This is a genomic window from Flavobacterium defluvii (genome assembly GCF_900129555.1).
Classification (GTDB): domain Bacteria; phylum Bacteroidota; class Bacteroidia; order Flavobacteriales; family Flavobacteriaceae; genus Flavobacterium; species Flavobacterium defluvii.
In genome coordinates this window covers 48,344-65,678 of sequence record NZ_FQWC01000007.1, presented here as the reverse complement: position 1 = coordinate 65,678, position 17,335 = coordinate 48,344, and the positions used below count along the sequence as shown (strand labels likewise).

14 protein-coding genes are annotated in these 17,335 nt (G+C 33.3%); 6 read left to right on the top strand and 8 right to left on the bottom strand.

Going from position 1 to position 17,335, the window contains the following annotated elements; translation table 11 throughout:
• Nucleotides 1–114: 114 nt before the first annotated feature.
• Complete coding sequence (purB, locus tag BUC29_RS15275) at nucleotides 115–1,461, top strand: adenylosuccinate lyase (RefSeq protein ID WP_073417046.1); 1,347 nt, start codon at nucleotides 115–117, stop codon at nucleotides 1,459–1,461.
• 165 nt (nucleotides 1,462–1,626) lie between these two features.
• The gene (locus BUC29_RS15270; protein WP_073417045.1) at nucleotides 1,627–3,861 is read left to right on the top strand and encodes a cation:proton antiporter domain-containing protein; all 2,235 of its coding nucleotides are present in this window, start codon (nucleotides 1,627–1,629) and stop codon (nucleotides 3,859–3,861) included.
• A gap of 153 nt (nucleotides 3,862–4,014) precedes the next feature.
• On the opposite strand, the gene BUC29_RS15265 is transcribed toward BUC29_RS15270, so the two are convergent.
• Together BUC29_RS15265 and BUC29_RS15260 are read right to left on the bottom strand one after the other, a co-directional pair.
• Nucleotides 4,015–4,653, bottom strand: a complete 639-nt coding sequence (locus tag BUC29_RS15265; RefSeq protein ID WP_073417044.1) for a peroxiredoxin — start codon at nucleotides 4,651–4,653, stop codon at nucleotides 4,015–4,017.
• Nucleotides 4,654–4,764: 111 nt separating this feature from the next.
• On the bottom strand, nucleotides 4,765–5,676 hold the full coding sequence (locus tag BUC29_RS15260; RefSeq protein ID WP_073417043.1) for an AEC family transporter: 912 nt from the start codon (nucleotides 5,674–5,676) through the stop codon (nucleotides 4,765–4,767).
• Nucleotides 5,677–5,888: 212 nt separating this feature from the next.
• Between BUC29_RS15260 and BUC29_RS15255 the strand changes: the two genes are divergently transcribed.
• The 3 genes from BUC29_RS15255 to meaB all read left to right on the top strand — a co-directional run bounded on the left by BUC29_RS15255 (nucleotide 5,889) and on the right by meaB (nucleotide 8,403).
• The gene (locus BUC29_RS15255) at nucleotides 5,889–6,296 is read left to right on the top strand and encodes an Rrf2 family transcriptional regulator (RefSeq protein ID WP_073417042.1); all 408 of its coding nucleotides are present in this window, start codon (nucleotides 5,889–5,891) and stop codon (nucleotides 6,294–6,296) included.
• A 57-nt stretch (nucleotides 6,297–6,353) separates the two neighbouring features.
• Nucleotides 6,354–6,995 carry an NAD(P)-dependent oxidoreductase gene (locus BUC29_RS15250; RefSeq protein WP_073417041.1) on the top strand — a complete coding sequence of 214 codons (642 nt, stop codon included), beginning with the start codon at nucleotides 6,354–6,356 and terminating at the stop codon, nucleotides 6,993–6,995.
• Between the two features lie 316 nt (nucleotides 6,996–7,311).
• Nucleotides 7,312–8,403, top strand: a complete 1,092-nt coding sequence (gene meaB / locus BUC29_RS15245; protein ID WP_073417040.1) for a methylmalonyl Co-A mutase-associated GTPase MeaB — start codon at nucleotides 7,312–7,314, stop codon at nucleotides 8,401–8,403.
• A 14-nt stretch (nucleotides 8,404–8,417) separates the two neighbouring features.
• Here meaB and BUC29_RS15240 read toward each other — a convergent pair whose 3' ends face one another.
• The 4 genes from BUC29_RS15240 to BUC29_RS15225 all read right to left on the bottom strand — a co-directional run bounded on the left by BUC29_RS15240 (nucleotide 8,418) and on the right by BUC29_RS15225 (nucleotide 12,904).
• On the bottom strand, nucleotides 8,418–8,954 hold the full coding sequence (locus BUC29_RS15240) for a hypothetical protein (protein ID WP_073417039.1): 537 nt from the start codon (nucleotides 8,952–8,954) through the stop codon (nucleotides 8,418–8,420).
• Between the two features lie 227 nt (nucleotides 8,955–9,181).
• Nucleotides 9,182–11,125 (bottom strand): LTA synthase family protein, encoded by a 1,944-nt coding sequence (locus BUC29_RS15235; RefSeq protein WP_073417038.1) that lies wholly within the window; start codon nucleotides 11,123–11,125, stop codon nucleotides 9,182–9,184.
• Nucleotides 11,126–11,172: 47 nt separating this feature from the next.
• Nucleotides 11,173–11,400: a hypothetical protein gene (locus BUC29_RS15230; RefSeq protein ID WP_026984926.1), complete on the bottom strand. Its 228-nt coding sequence runs from the start codon at nucleotides 11,398–11,400 to the stop codon at nucleotides 11,173–11,175.
• A gap of 118 nt (nucleotides 11,401–11,518) precedes the next feature.
• Entirely contained in the window at nucleotides 11,519–12,904 is a 1,386-nt protein-coding gene (locus tag BUC29_RS15225) for an MATE family efflux transporter (RefSeq protein ID WP_073417037.1), read from the bottom strand.
• A 189-nt stretch (nucleotides 12,905–13,093) separates the two neighbouring features.
• Between BUC29_RS15225 and BUC29_RS15220 the strand changes: the two genes are divergently transcribed.
• Nucleotides 13,094–13,615, top strand: a complete 522-nt coding sequence (locus BUC29_RS15220) for a hypothetical protein (protein WP_073417036.1) — start codon at nucleotides 13,094–13,096, stop codon at nucleotides 13,613–13,615.
• 160 nt (nucleotides 13,616–13,775) lie between these two features.
• On the opposite strand, the gene BUC29_RS15215 is transcribed toward BUC29_RS15220, so the two are convergent.
• On the bottom strand, nucleotides 13,776–15,548 hold the full coding sequence (locus BUC29_RS15215; RefSeq protein WP_073417035.1) for a cytochrome-c peroxidase: 1,773 nt from the start codon (nucleotides 15,546–15,548) through the stop codon (nucleotides 13,776–13,778).
• Nucleotides 15,549–15,641: 93 nt separating this feature from the next.
• Complete coding sequence (locus BUC29_RS15210; RefSeq protein ID WP_139260528.1) at nucleotides 15,642–17,096, bottom strand: PhoX family protein; 1,455 nt, start codon at nucleotides 17,094–17,096, stop codon at nucleotides 15,642–15,644.
• Between the last annotated feature and the right edge of the window lie 239 nt (nucleotides 17,097–17,335).

Below are 17,335 nucleotides of genomic sequence, written 5' to 3'. Positions count from 1 at the left end.
GTGTCAATTTGTGAAATTTGTGTTTTACTTTTAAATTGTCTTCAATTGACTTTCTGATTACTTTAAATCCGCAAATTCTGTTTATATTTGCACCTTTCGAAAAACAACATAACAATGACTACTTTAAACGAATTGAATGCTATATCGCCAATTGACGGAAGATATAGAAATAAAACTCAAAATTTAGCCCCTTTCTTTTCTGAAGAAGCTTTAATAAAATACCGCGTATTGGTTGAAGTGGAATATTTCATCGCTTTATGCGAAATTCCTTTACCTCAGTTACAAGGTATTGATTCCGGTTTATTTGAAAGCTTAAGAAATATCTATAAAAATTTCTCTACTGAAGATGCACTTTGGATTAAAGAAACTGAAAAAGTAACGAATCACGACGTAAAAGCGGTTGAATATTTTATTAAAGATGCTTTTGAAAAATTAGGTTTATCTCAATACAAAGAGTTCATTCACTTCGGATTAACGTCTCAGGATATCAATAATACTGCAATTCCGCTTTCTACAAAAGAAGCTTTTGAGCAGGTTTATATGCCTTCATTAATTGCTCTAATTTCTAAATTAAAAGAATTAAGTGTAGAATGGAAAGATATTCCGATGTTGGCACGTACGCACGGACAACCGGCTTCTCCTACTCGTTTAGGAAAAGAAATTCTGGTTTTTGTTGAGCGTTTAGAAGAGCAGATGCGTTTGTTATTCAATGTTCCGTTTGCTGCTAAATTTGGCGGTGCGACAGGAAATTTCAATGCACATCATGTAGCTTATCCGCAAATTGACTGGAAACAATTCGGAAATAAATTCGTTGAAACCAATTTAGGTTTACAGCATTCATTTCCAACAACTCAAATTGAGCATTATGATCATTTTGCTGCATTTTTTGATGGTTTAAAAAGAATTAATAATATCATTATCGATTTAGACCGTGATATCTGGACGTATGTTTCGATGGATTATTTTAAACAAAAAATCAAGGCCGGAGAAATTGGTTCATCGGCAATGCCGCATAAAGTAAATCCAATTGATTTTGAAAATTCTGAAGGAAACTTAGGAATTGCCAATGCTATTTTTGAGCATTTAGCTGCAAAACTTCCAATTTCAAGATTACAGCGTGATTTAACAGACAGTACTGTTTTAAGAAATGTTGGTGTACCAATGGGACATACCATTATTGCTTTTGAAGCAACTCTAAAAGGATTAAACAAGTTATTATTGAACGAAAGTAAATTTGCCGAAGATTTAGAGAAAAACTGGGCAGTTGTGGCTGAAGCAATTCAGACTATTTTACGTCGTGAAGCGTATCCAAATCCATACGAAGCTTTAAAAGGTTTAACCAGAACTAATGAAGCAATTGATAAAAATGCGATTCATAATTTCATTGCAACTTTAGAAGTTTCTGATGCTGTTCGAGCAGAATTATTGCAGATAACTCCTAGTAATTACACAGGAATTTAAAGAAAACCTAAAATATTTTGTCAAAAAAAGCTATCTTTATCGAGATAGCTTTTTTTTTAATCCGGAGTAGACCAGAATACTTCACTTAACCTTATTTAGAAAGAAATCCAGTGATTTTTATTAAAATAAAAACGGAATGATTTTCTAAAACTAAAACACCTATTTATGATTGCCTTAAATGCCACAGCAGAAACTACACACCATTTACAACCTTTAATTAGTGATCTGGGATTAATCCTGATGACTGCCGGAATCGCCGTTCTATTATTTAAAAAAATGAAACAGCCTTTGGTTTTAGGTTACCTGATTGCAGGTTTTTTAGCCGGAAACCATTTTGATTTTTTCCCTTCGATAACCGACATGAAAAGTGTGGAAGTCTGGGCCGAAATCGGGGTTATATTTTTATTATTTAGTTTAGGACTCGAATTCAGCTTCAAGAAACTAATGAAAGTTGGAGGGACTTCTTCTGTCACCGCCATAACACAGATTTTATTTATGACACTCATTGGTTATTGTGTCGGACAATGGATGGGCTGGGGAAAAATGGACAGTATTTTTCTCGGGGCGACACTTTCCATTTCGTCAACAACAATCATTATCAGGGCTTTTGACGAATTAGGAGTTAAAGGAAAAAAGTTTGTTGGGATTGTATTTGGAGCTTTAATTGTTGAAGATATTGTAGCAATTTTAATGCTCGTTTTATTATCGACCATTGCCGTAAGCGATCAGGTTTCGGGCGGTGCTTTATTACAATCTGTTTTAAAATTAGTTTTCTTTTTAATCATTTGGTTTTTGGGCGGAATCTTCATTATTCCAACGATTTTGAAAAAAGCCAAACATCTTTTAACCGATGAAATGCTGCTTATTATTTCATTGGCATTATGTTTAATGATGGTAATTTTTGCCGCAAATGTTGGGTTTTCTCCGGCTTTAGGAGCTTTTATTATGGGTTCTATTATTGCAGAAACTACAATGGCCGAAAAAATCGAACATTTAATTCAGCCTGTAAAAGATTTATTTGGAGCCGTTTTCTTTGTATCTGTAGGAATGTTAATTAATCCGGAAACTTTAGTAACGTATGCGCTTCCTGTTGCTTTAATTACACTTTTAACCATTTTCGGAAAAGCATTTAGTTCTTCTATTGGAGCTTTACTTTCCGGACAGCCGCTTAAACAATCCGTTCAAACCGGAATGAGTCTGGCACAAATTGGGGAATTCTCTTTTATTATTGCGACTTTAGGAATGACATTAAAAGTTACAAGCGATTTCTTGTACCCAATAATTGTAGCAGTTTCGGCCATAACGACTTTTACGACGCCGTTTTTAATTAAATATTCTGAATCTTTCGCATTACTTTTAGAACAAAAAATGCCCAAAAGATGGGTTAAAAATATTAATCGTTACAGTGTAAATGCACAGGCTATCAAATCTGTAAGTACCTGGCAGATTGTATTACGATCTTCGATTACACAAATTATTCTTCACACGATAATCATAACCGCGATTATTTTATTATCATCAAAATTTGTAGCGCCTTTAGTTGCCGATACACGTTTCGGAAACACTTTGGCTGCTTTCCTGACACTTGTTGTAATTGCTCCGTTTTTATGGGCACTTTCACTTCGTCGAGTAAAAGTTGATGAAGTCGAAATACTTTGGGAAGAACGTAAATATCGCGGCGCGCTTTTAATGCTCATTTTAATTAGAATGAGCCTAGGCTTATTTTTCGTTGGTTTTTTACTGAATATTTTCTTCTCTCCTTTAGTTGCTTTTGTTGCCCTGATTATTGCAATTGGAGCGTATCAGCTTTTCCCTAAAAAACTAAACGAACAATACCATAGAATTGAAAGTCACTTTCTGAAAAACCTCAACGATCGTGAAAACAAAAAAATAGACAGAAGATATGCCAATTTAACTCCTTGGGATGGTCACATGTCATTTTTTGATATTGGAAAAGAATCTAATTTAGTGGGTAAAACATTAGAAGAATTAAGGATTCGCGAAGAATTAGGGATCAATATTGCATACATCAAACGAGGTGAGGTTACGATTCCTATTCCTACCAAAAGCGAACGTCTATTTCCCGGCGATGAAATCTGTGTAATTGGTACCGATGCTCAAATTACTGAGTTTACAAAGTACTTAAATAAAAATGAAACCGAAGATCCCGGAAAAATAGAAGAAACTGATATTGTACTGCGTCAGCTTGAGGTTTCTCAGGATGAATTTATCCAAAAAAGCATCGGACAATTCAGAGCTAAAACCAATGGAATGGTTGTGGGAATTGAGCGAAATGGAAATCGTATTTTAAATCCTGAATCGAGTTTACTTTTACAGCCAAATGATATTATCTGGGTGGTAGGAGATAAAAAGAAAATGAATGATCTTTTAAGAGGCTAAGGTTCTGAGGTACTAAGGTTCTAAGATCTTTCTTTGTTAATATATCTTAAGGAATAATAAAGGCGCTGAGTTTCTAAAAAACTCAGCGCCTTTATATTATATTCTAAAAAAAACCTTAGAACCTTAGTCCCTCAGTATCTCAGAACCTTTTTTTTATTTATTCGGCTGCGGCGTCAAACGCAAATAAGGTTTAATTGGAGTGTGTCCTTTTGGAAACTTTGCAGGAATATCACTATCCGGAATTGCCGGCGCAATTACCACATCTTCTCCGTCTTTCCAGTTTGCAGGAGTTGCAACACTATAATTTGCAGTTAATTGTAAACTGTCAATTACACGAAGTAATTCGTCAAAATTTCTTCCGGTTGAAGCCGGATAAGTCAATGTTAATTTGATTTTTTTATCCGGGCCAATAACAAATACAGAACGTACGGTAAATTTATCACTTGCATTTGGGTGAAGCATATCGTATAAATTCGCTATTTTTTTATCTTCATCGGCAATAATTGGAAAATTAACTTCAGTATTCTGAGTTTCGTTAATATCCTTAATCCACTCTTTGTGAGAATCTAAACCATCTACACTCAAAGCAATAACTTTTGTATTTCTTTTGGCAAATTCCGGAACATAATTTGCCACAGTACCCAATTCGGTTGTACAAACCGGAGTAAAATCTGCCGGGTGCGAAAATAAAACGCCCCATGAATCTCCTAACCATTCATGAAAACTGATTGGTCCTTGTGTGGTTTCTGCCTGAAAATCCGGAGCTATATCGCCTAATCTTAATGTTGACATAATTTATATTTTTTAGTTCCACTAAAATTAACTAAAAAATACATTTAGAAAACATGTAAGAATTAAAAAAAAGTTAAAATTCTACATTCTCTATCTAATTAATATTCTAAATTAAATAAAACTCACAATGAAGTACCAAATGGCAAGGGTTACAAACGAAATTGGAATTCCAAAACCAATCATCATGCTGCTCAATTTGGGCTTTAAACCATAAGTTGAAGCCAGAATTGCACCTGTAATCATCGGTGCCATTGCAATTTCTATAATTGTGATTTTAATAGCTTCAGAATGCTGATTAAAAATAAAAACATATAAAACGAAAATAATAAGCGGCGCAATAATAAGTCGAAAAAGAAGTCCAAGCTGTAAAAACTTCCAATGTTTGCTTTTTCTATTAAAAGTCAACTGTAAACCGACTGAAAATAATGCTAAAGGTGTTACTAAACTTCCTAATTTTAATAATAAAGATTGGATATTTTCATCTAAATCAAAATTGAAAATATTCATTAAACATGAAACGACAAATGTGATAAAAGGCGGAAATAAAAGAATCTTTTTTGAAATACTTTTAAAATCCGGATTTCCTTTAGAATAAAAAGCTGCAACAAAAACACCTAAAGTAGAAACGATAACAAAAGTTCCCGGCTGATCTACCAAAACAGCAGTTTCTAAACCCTTTTTTCCAAATAATGCTTCCACAATTGGATAACCAAGAAACGACGAATTACTTAATCCGGCGGTTAAAACTAAACATCCAATAAGTTTATTTGACCAGCCTAGTCTCCTTCCTAAAAAATGAAAAAATACAACAGCAAGAAAAAAACTAATCCATCCGGCTCCTATCGGGAACAACAATTCATTGTTCCATTTTATTTTCGGAATGTGATATAATGTTATCGCCGGAAGACATATAGAAATGACGATTTTATTGATTGTTTTATAAATATGAATTGGAAACCGCTTTACATTCTGCAAAAGCAATCCTAAAAACAAAAAGAAGAATATTATAATAAAGTTGTTCATATCAAGGCTTCAGGACAAAAGTAGTTATTTATATTTTAGTGGTTAGCATAAATAATTTATTTACAAAGTTAAAAACGTGCCGTTAGGCACATTTAAACCAATTATTAATCACTAACTTATATTAATCACTAAAAAACTAATTACTAAAAAAACCTTAAATCCTTTTTTCAATCATAAAAACTTATTACATTTGTAATATATTTTATTACAGTATGCTTTCAGGTAAATTTGCCATAACAATTCACATTCTTACTCTGCTCAATAAATTCCCAAATGATTATTTGTCATCAGAATATATTGCGGGAAGCATTAATTTGAATCCGGTTTTGGTTCGAAAAGAAATTGCAAACCTAAAAGCACACAATATTGTAGAAAGTAAAGAAGGAAAAAATGGCGGCACAAAACTGGCCGTAGATTCGTCTAAACTGACGTTAAAAGAAATTTTCGAAATGACTTTTGAAACTATTGGTTTAGGCTATGCCAAAAATCAGCCAAATCCGGATTGTCCCGTTGGTAAAAATATAAATCAGCATTTGGCTAATTTATATGCCGATATGAATGAGAAAGTCAGCGCACAATTGCAGGGAATTTCTTTGGAAGATTTTTCGAACCAATTTTAAAGCTATTTTTTTACTCAAAACTGTAACATTTTTTATTACTAAATAAATTTATATATTATGAAAATCGCACTTATTGGAGCTACAGGGTTTGTAGGCTCAGCAATTTTAAATGAGTTAGCAGACAGAAAACACGAAACTACAGCAATTGCAAGAACTCCAAAAGATACTGCAAATGCAACTTGGGTTGCAGCAGATATTTTTAATGCAGCTGCTTTGGCAGAAATCTTAAAAGGTCATGATGTCATCATCAACGCTTATAATCCAGGCTGGACAAATACAAATTATGCCGTTGATTTCGAAAACGGATCAAAATCGATTCAGGAAGCTGCAAAAAAATCAGGTGTAAAACGTTTTATTACCATTGGAGGAGCTGGAAGTTTATATGTTGCGCCAGGCGTGCAAGCAGTTGATACTCCAGAGTTCCCGAAAGAATATTACACAGCAGCTTCTGCAGCAAGAGATTATCTAAATGTTATTAAAGAAGAAAAAGAATTAGATTGGGCATTTTTTAGTCCAGCTCTTGAAATGCATCAGGGAATTACAACAGGAAGAACCGGAAAATATCGTTTAGGTTTAGAAAATCCAGTTTTCAATGATGAACAAAGAAGTATTTTATCTGTAGAAGATTTAGCAGTTGTTATTGCAGATGAAATCGAAAATCCAAAACATCATCAGGTTCGTTTTACTGCGGCGTATTAATTTTTTATAGCCACAAATTCACGAATTTTTTATAATTAAAATTAAGTTCTGTGTGTCATTCTGAGCGAAGTCGAAGGACACGCTAGAAACTCCGCAATACTATTTAGACCCGACAGGTTTTAAAAACCTGTCGGGTCTCTTTGTCTCAAAACTTTGTAATTAACAATCTTTGTCGAGCTGCTTGCGTGTCCTTCGACTTCGCTCAGGATGAAAAAAATATGATAACAAATTAGTTAAAATTAGTGTAATTCGTGGCAAACTAACTTTTTGAAACTGTTTTTGTTTTCAGTACTTTTACAATTCTAAAAAATGCGTTTTGTCTGATTTTAATAAACAAGCCGGCAGTTTAACTGAAAAAGCTGGAATTTCACCTCCCGAAATCACCAATGTTTCGGCTATAAATCAAATTAAAAACAAACGCAGACAGCAGCCTTCGGCAGAAGAATTAATTTCGGGAATTCTTTTGGGAAACAGAACGGCCCTGAGTCGTGCGATTACACTTGTCGAAAGCACAAATCCTGAACATACTGAAAAAGCAGAAGAAATTATAAAAGGTTGTTTACCTCACGCTAATAAATCAATTCGTATAGGAATTACGGGTGTTCCCGGAGTTGGAAAAAGTACTTTTATCGAAGCTTTTGGTACTTACTTAACGCAAGCAGGAAAAAAAGTGGCTGTTCTGGCCGTTGATCCAAGCAGTACAATTTCACACGGAAGTATTTTAGGCGACAAAACCCGAATGGAGGAATTGGTAAAAGATGAAAATGCTTTTATTCGTCCGAGTGCTTCCGGAGAAAATTTAGGAGGCGTGGCTCGCAAAACCCGTGAAACGATTATTCTTTGTGAAGCTGCAGGTTTTGACACTATAATTATTGAAACAGTTGGTGTTGGTCAAAGCGAAACTGCGGTTCACAGCATGGTTGACTTTTTTCTTTTACTGAAAATTTCCGGTGCTGGAGATGAGCTTCAAGGTATTAAACGCGGTATTATGGAAATGGCTGACGCCATCGTTATCAATAAAGCTGACGGCGATAATATCAAAAAAGCGAATCAGGCGAAATTGGAGTTTAACAGAGCTTTGCATTTATTTCCTCCAAAAAAATCAAACTGGCAGCCAAAGGTTACGACTTGCAGTGCGATTACCAAAGATGGAATTTCGGATATCTGGAACACCATTTCTGATTATTTTGAAATGACAAAAGAATCTGGTTTTTTTCAGGAAAAAAGAAACGAACAAAATCATTTCTGGATGATGGAAACTATCAATGAACAATTGAAATCAAACTTTTACAATCAGCCAGGAATTATTGCACAAATGGAACAAATTAAAAAAGCGGTGCAAAATGATGAAATATCACCTTTTGCAGCCGCTCAGTTTTTATTAAATGAGTATAAAAAAGGTTTCTAATTACTTAAGTATATTTATTTCACATTAATCGAAATTGTATAAGTATCTTCACTATCCTGAATAGGATATTTACCAGGAACTAAAATATCTGAATTGAATTTTAAAGATTTAACTAATTCCGGAAGTATAGTTTGCCCTTCCGGTATTATATAAATGTCTCCATTTCGTAATAACCCTTTTTTATGTTCTTCGGTTAAAGCACTTTTTTGAATTGTCATAACAAATTTATCGGCTTCATTTTCAACACGTACTGGTGTTCCGTCAGAGTTTGGTTTCGCAAAGCCATAGGTCATCCAGTTATAAACAACAAAATTACAAAACCCTTCCGGCTGACTGCAGTCAACATTATGTGCTCCCCAGGCTCGCACAATAAACCCTTCGTAATGAGGTAAATACTTTTGAGTATTTGGTTGATTGTGCTGCTCAGTGTTTGATGATTGAGCATTTTGATCTTCACTAGAATCGTTATTACAGCTTATAAAAAAAGCGGCAAACGCAAAAACTAACATTACTTTTAATACTTCAGATTTTTTTTGTTGTAAATTTTTCATAAAAAAATAATTTAATTGTCCCTACTCTATCGCTGGCTTTTCGGGTTACGCCTTTTGATTTCGTATATATCAATTAAATTATTTTTTTGTTACCCTTTTCGTTTGAATTTTAATACAAAAAAAAGCTGTTAAGTATGAAATTACATACTTAACAGCTTTTTTTAAAGGACTAAGATACTTAGGTACTAAGGTGCTAAGCTTTTTCTAAATATTATTTAAAAACTCAGCTACTTAGAACCTTTTCCTCTAAGCTTATATTTATTCTCCTTATATAAATTTCCCGCAGTAATTACATGTGCCAAGGCATCTTTTGCAAATTCTTCGTTTAATTTTACCGGAATTAAAGTTGTATCATTTTTGATTTCAAATTGCAGCGGTTTCAAATTTGGCTGCATAATAACAACCTGATTTTCGACTCTAAAAGCATTGATATCATTAAACTGCATAATAGATCTTCCCTGAACTTTTGGATCTAATTTATTTAGGTTTCTTCCCACCATTGGTGTTTCAAACGGAATTCCTAAATAACTTAACAATGTTGGTGGGATATCAATCTGACTTGCCAGTTTGTCATAAACTGCACCTTTTGGAACGCCCGGCCCCATAATAAATGCAGGAATGTGGAATTTATTGATTGGTACTAAATTCTTTCCGTACGTTCTCGTGTTATGATCTGCAATTACAATGAAAATAGTATTTTTGAAATATGGTTCTTTTTTAGCCATTTCGAAGAATTTTCCAATTGAGAAATCGGCGTATTTCATTGCATTATTTACTGTTGCCGCTTTTTTATCATAAGGTTTTATTCTTCCGGCAGGATATTCAAAAGGCTCATGATTTGACGTTGAAAACATTAAAGAGAAAAACGGTTTATCTCCTTTTGATTTGAAATAATTATTGGCTTTTGTAACCAAATCTTCATCAGAATAACCCCAGGTTCCTTTAAAAGCATATTTATTTCCGTCTGATTCAAAATCGGTTTGGTCTACGATATCAGTAAATCCATTTCCGTTGAAAAACGAAGCCATATTATCAAAATTGGCCATTCCGCCATAAATAAAACTCGTATCGTAACCTTTATGTTTTAAAGCATCGGCAAGGGTAAAAAATCCCTGCTGAGAGTTTCCAAGTTTCACAACACTTTCTGATGGCGAAGGCAGAAATCCGGTTACAACGGCCTCGATTCCGCGAACACTTCTGGTTCCTGTACAGTATAAATTGGTAAACAATAAACCTTCTTTTGATAATTTATCAAATTCCGGTGTCAACGGTTTTCCTCCTAAAATTCCAACATATTCTGCTCCTAAACTTTCCTGTAAAAAAATAACCAAATTGTATGGCTTTTTCTTAACTGAATCTGGCTGCTGAACATGCAAAAACGGAATTTCTTTATCTGTAAAACCATCTGGACCAACAGTCATATATTTTTTTACACGGGCAATAGCTTCGGCTTCATCCATTTTACCGTACATTTTGGTATTTCCTTCATTTTTAATTGAATATGCAGCAAATGCAACGGTATAAAATGAATTCAATCCCAAAGTATTTGTTAACTGATCTGTTGAAAAAACAGCATTACTTGCATTAATAGGTCGTTTTGAAGTAAGACTTGAACGTGCTCCAAAAAACAATAAAAATGCTAATAATGGAAAAACCATTAATTTAAATTTATATTGAGTGCTTGTTGTATGGAAATATTTTTTTCCTTTTTTGAAAGCAAAATAAATTACAACTCCAAGAATCAGGAACGTGACTATAATCGAAGTCAGATAACTTTTTAAAAGCATTCCGACTACTTCTTTTGGATAAATAAGATAATCTAAGAAAATCTTATTTGGTCTTGTGTCGTATTGTTTTACAAAATCTGGTGAAGCCAATTCTACAAAAAGAATCAAAAACAGAAATAAGAAACTGTAAATAACCAGAAATTTATTGGTGAATTTAATTGCGTTATTTGGGAGAAAAGTAATTAAAACGGCTGGAAGAAATGACAAATAGCAAAGCAAAATTAAATCCATTCGAAGACCGATTGGAAAAATATACCAAAAATCCGGTGTTTGTTCTACTCTTTCTTTAAAAAGAAAAAATAAAAATATTCGGCTTAAAGTTGTAATTAGTAAACCGATCAATATAAAATTGAAAACAGGTTTTAAATAACTTAATTTTTTCATTGAATGATTAGCATTTTTTTATTGAAAGTAAACGTCAAGAATATCTTTTATTCTTCGTAACGATTTATTTCTCTGTCGTAAAAGTCATTTGCTTTTTCGATCAAACCTTCCATTTCTGCATTTAATTCAGCTTCATCAAGATCTTCAGCTTCTTCTAAAAACTCAACCTCATCATCTTTTAGGTTGATTATAAATCGTGGATAATCCAGGTGAATGATAAAAATATCATCTGGAAAATCAGTATTGTCTCCAAGTAAAAATTTAGGTAATTCCATTTTATTTAAGTTTATTTTTTAAAATTTATAATTGTCTGTCAGCAGACTTTTCAGCATAGATTTAAATGCTTATTTTTTTAATCTTTATAATCTGCGGCCTGTATTTTAAGATTCAAATTTAATTATTTGAAAATGAATTTGTGATTAATTTCTTTGTTAGATAATGAAAACGAATGTACAGAAAAGCAGCGGCCGCTGTTAATCCTGCCAAAAGTCCGATCCAGACTCCCTGTGCTTTCAATTCTGTATATTCTCCCAAATAATATGAAATTGGAAATCCAATAACCCAATAGGCTACAAATGTAATGTACATTGGAATTTTTACATCCTGCAATCCGCGTAAAGCTCCTAAAACTACAACCTGAATTCCATCTGAAATTTGAAAAACAGCTGCTATTATAAGCAGTTTTGAGGCAATTGCAATTACTTCTGTATTGTCTAAAATTTGCCCTGTATTTTCCATATTCAAAAAGATATGCGGCAAATAATTATGAAATACAATAAAGAATATTGCAAATACGGTTTCTAATATAATGGCCAGTAAAAAAATAGAACGTGCAACGACAACCAATTTTTTAAAATCATTTAATCCTCTCTGATTGCTCACTCTAATCATAGACGTTACGCTTAAACCCATGGCAAACATAAAAGTCATAGATGCTAAACTCAAAGCTATTTGATTGGCCGCCTGACTGGTTTTGCCGATATTTCCGCAAAGCCAGATCGAAGCCGTAAACAAAACGACTTCAAAAAGCATCTGCATTGCTGACGGAAATCCAATGCTGATTATTTTTTTTATTGTTGCTTTCTTGATTTCATCAAAACTGAAATTTTTGAAAAAACGTTTTAAATCGTCTCTTCTTGAAAGCATAATATGCATAAACATTACCAAAAATATTCTCGAAATTACAGTTCCAAGTGCCGCTCCGATAATGCCCATTTTTGGAAAAAACCAAATTCCGTAAATCAAAACATAGTTAATTCCTACGTGCAGTACGTTTGCCATAACCATTGCATACATCGAATATTTTGTAAGCGACATTCCGTCTGCAAATTGTTTATAGCCCTGATACATTATTAAAGGAATCAAAGAAAAAGCTACCCAGCCTAAATAGGGTTTAGCCAATTTGATAACATCTGCGGGTTGATGAAGCAATTCCATTATTGGCTTTGCCAGAATAATTACGCCAAAAAGAAATAATCCTAAAATTGTACATAAGAATAATCCGTGATGAAATGCCGAACGAATTTTAGTATAGTTTTTCTCTGCATCGCCTTCGGCTACAATTGGAGTTATGGCAGTCGAAAATCCAATTCCTAAAGACATAGCAATAAAAATCATACTGTTTCCAAGAGAAACCGCGGCAAGTTCGGTACTTCCTAATTTTCCAACCATTATATTATCAACTATACCAATTAAAGTATGGCCGACCATTCCTAAAATAACAGGATATGCCAGTTTTAAATTATACGAAAACTCCTTTGTGTACTGCTTTAAATTCAATTTAATTCTTTTTAGTGCGCAAAGATAGTCAGAAGCTTCGAATTCTGTCCTATTAATAAAATTATAAGCCAATTTTAAGAGTAAAATCAGTATACCATAATATTATATAACGATTTTTAAAAATTATATAACAAGCTCAGTCGGCCTCTATTCTACTTTTACATTATTAATAATTCAAAAATATTTGCCATGAGAAAATTACAATTTATATGCCTAGCTGCTTTTGCATTTTTATACTCCAACACAACTTTTGCTCAAGACAATGCAGCAACAAATTACGATCAGGGTTTTAGATTAGGAATTGGTTTAAATGGTGGTATCCCGACTGATAGTGATGATTATGATTTCTCACTTGGTGGAGACGTTCGTTTACAATATGATTTATCTAAAAGAACATCTTTAACATTGACAACAGGTTTTACAAACTTGTTTTTAGGAAAAGATGATTTAGGAAATAACATAAAAGATTTAGGATTTATTCCTGCAAAAGCTGGTTTTAAAGCTTTTTTCTGGGAAGATCAATTTTATGTTCTTGGTGAAGTAGGTGCCGGTTTTGCAGTGACAAACGGTTATAATGACACTACATTTTTATGGGCTCCAGGAATTGGTTATGCTAATAAATACATTGACATTAGTCTTCGTTATGAAGATTATGATAAGTTCAATACCAATCAGGTGGCTCTGCGTGTAGCCTATGGTTTTGATCTATAATAAAGAAAAGGTTTATTTTATTTTTTTGTTTTTGGTAACAAACCCCGGAAGTTTTCATAGTCTTCCGGGTTTTGTATTTTATAGAAGATGGTAGATATAAAGATCTTTGCAGATATAATTGAAGAAATTATCTCATCATCAAAATTGACAAATTATCTAATTACTTCACGTACTTTTTATCGGTTAAAGTTTTCATGAAAGCAATAAGCTGTTTTTTTTCTTTATCAGATAAATTCAATTTGTCTTCTGGCAAAGTTTGATTAGGAAGATCAAATCCTAAACCTAATCCTCCGCCCTGATCGTAGAAATCTATAACTTCTTCAAGGGTTTTATAAACGCCATTGTGCATATACGGAGCAGTAAGTTCAATATTTCTAATTGTAGGCGTTTTGAAGGAATTTTTATGAATTGCAGCCTGCGTTATAACATATTTACCTAAATCGCCATCAAGCTTTTTATTTTTGTTAGGAACTCCGAGAATTTCACTTTCAGATCTGTCAAAATTGGGCGGAACAGTTCCATTTGTAAGCGGAATAAAATGACAGGTTGCACATTTGGCTTTTCCGGCAAATAAATTAAATCCTGCTTTTTCATCGGCTGTAAATGCTGTTTTATTTTGCATGTAATTATCAAATTTAGAATCGTATTGGCTTAATGAGCGAATGTAAGACGCTAATGCATTTTTGATTGTAAATTCGTTTATTTCTCCTTTTGTAAAAGCTTTTTTGAAATCTTTTACATAAACAGCATTTTTTTGAATTGCCAAAGCCGATTTTTCTAAAGATCCATGCATTTCGTTTTCATTTTTAATTACAGTCACGGCCTGATCTTCGAGATAACTTACGCGCGAATCTGCAAAAAATACGCGTTGAAAAGCAATATTTGTAAGTGTAGGTGTATTACGCTGAATCATTGATTTTCCATCTAATGAAACTGCTCTTTCTAATCCGTCTGTAAAAGCTTTGTCAGCATGATGACAAGATGCACAGGAACGTGTATTATTGCCGGATAAAACAGGATCGTTGAATAGTTTTTTTCCTAAAGCAATTTTTTCGGGTGTTGTTTGATAATCAGGGAAACCTGAAAAAGCTTCGGTATCAAAGGCTTCTTTATCAAATAAAGTTTGGGCATTGACTTTTAAACCCCTTTGCTCTTTCATTAACGGAATTCCTAATTCGCTTTGCGTTTTAAAAAGATCTTTACTTAACGGATTTAAAATTTCTTTAATAAAATAAGCCCGGTCAAATGCATTAAAGTTGTTGTTTGCCTGCAAATATTTTTTCCCTTTTTTTAAAATTCCTAAAACTTCATTTGAATTTGAAACTTCACTATTTTCAATATAAACCTGATAATATTTTTCGATTGTTTCTAAGGATACTTTTGCTTCCGGAAGCGAATTTAACACAACCGGCGAATCAAATCCTGTAATTCCTAAAGTAATGATTCTGTAAACCTCTAATCGCATGGCATCAAAAACATGCGCATCTGTCAATTCATTTGAATTTGAAACCTTTTCTAACCGAATTAAATTTGCAGATAAAATACCTATTTCCTGAAGTAGTTCTTTTTTATTTTTCTTATTATATTTTGGGAAAACCAATTCTTCAATAACCTGAAACCCTTCTGGCGGAACAGTTATATTATCGTTTTGTTCAAATTCAGGAATAGCCGGTCCGTTGATCGACTTAGAAACAGCGGGAGAATAATACTCGCTTAATAACTCGACTTTTTTATAACTTTTATGTGCTTCCAGAAATTGTTTTTGAATTTGCGTTTCTGCTGAATCAGATTCAACTGAATGCTTTAGTTCGGCAACTTTTTCGATTAAAAAAGTAATGTCTTTTTGAAACAATTTATTGATTTCCTGATGCCTGTTTTTTTTCTGACATGCCGCAAAGGCAAACAAGAATAACAAACAATATATTTTTTTCATGATGTAATAACGATTAAGAGAGGAGTATTTAAAAAAGCAGAAACCACTACTTCAAATTGAAATAGTGGAACTGTTTTTTCTGGTACTTAAAATTTATCTTGCTAAACCTTTAATAACCACAATTTGACTTGCTTGTTGCTCGTTAGGACGGTTTGTTCCTCCATCAACACCTTTATATTTTGCACCAGTCCAGGTATGTGGCTGTATGCTAAGCATAAAAGTATCATCAATGCCTAATTGTTCAGATACATCTATTAAAGCTCCGTACTCCCAGCTTCCAAATTTAGATGTTCCTCCAACATTATATTTTGCAGCATCTGCTGCTGTACGACGGTGGTCTAATGCTAAGGCCACTTTTAAATCTTTTGTAGCAATATTGTACTGATAGATATATGCGTCGTGAGTTTCATCTCCGTAACCGTTAGCATCTTCCTGAACGTACACGTAATTTTTTGTTACACAAATATTATCCGGATTTTGAAATTTACCAGCAGCTCCAGAACGGTTATCTCCATCAAGAATAACTTCTAAAGTTCCCTTTAACGGATCAGCAGCATCAAGATTTAATCTGTAAACTCTGCCGTATTTAGTTCTTGAACCATCAGCATTAGTTCCGGTAACATCTTGTCCTGTAACATTAAAGTACAATTCGCGATCAGCAGCTGCACCGCCTTTACGGTAATCTAAATCTTCTACACGACCAAATTTGATTGCTTTTAAAGTATTTACAGATGCATTAATCTGCGCTCCTGTAAGCGTAGTATGGTTATCAATTTTTACGAAAGATACCGGATAGGTTTTACCAGTCTCCATATCTTTTTCTCTTTGATTATCATCGTTTCTTTTCAGCATATACAAAGAACCGTTTGTTAAATCACCCACTGTATTTGATACATACATAAAAACCTGTCCTCCATAAGTTCCAGAATCGTCATCGCCAATAACAACTACGGTTTTTCCTTTGTAAGCAGAAGTGCGTAATGGTAAAGCATTCTCGGCACTTAAACGTCCAAAACCTGCTAATTCTTTAGAAACTGATGCAGAACTTGCATTTCCGTAAGGATCTAAAGCATGTGTACGAGATTCTTCTCCAGACTCTCCACAAGTTAAGTAAACAGGTCCGAAACCGTGTTCGGCCAGCGTTGCCATTGTAGCACCGCACAATCTCCATGTTCCTCCGCTTGAGTTTAATAAATATTCTCCTTTTACAGGTTTGAATGTTTTATCAAGTGTAATTCTCGAAACGGCAAAATTGTCTTCATTGTTAACCAAAAAAGTAAAAGTTCCGTCTGTATTTTTCAATAAACCAGAACCATCTGCAGAACCTCCAAAAACATAGTTTGGACTGTCTGCAAAAACATCATCTGAACTAAAAAGAGAATAAATTTTCAGATTTTCAAAACCTGTCTGTGCCTTTATTAAACTTGGCGTTACAGATTGATCTTTTAATACAACGCTTGTTGTTTCTGTTTCATCTTTAGAATCGTTATTATTACAAGATGTAATAACCGAACCTAAAATTAGTAGAGGTAAAATAATTCGTTTCATTTAGCTAAATTTTGGTTTTTATTTTTTACAAAGTAAATCCCTACTCTTTAACTTAAAATGACTTTCGTATTATCAAAAAAAGAAGACTTTTCAAAAAAACAGCTTTATAAGTTAAAAAAATTAACATTAATTTAGTAATACAAAATACACGTAAACTTAGAATAACATTCAAATAAAAAAAGAATTTTAAATTAATAACCAAAAATAAACCCGACAGATTTTAAAAACCTGTAGGGTTA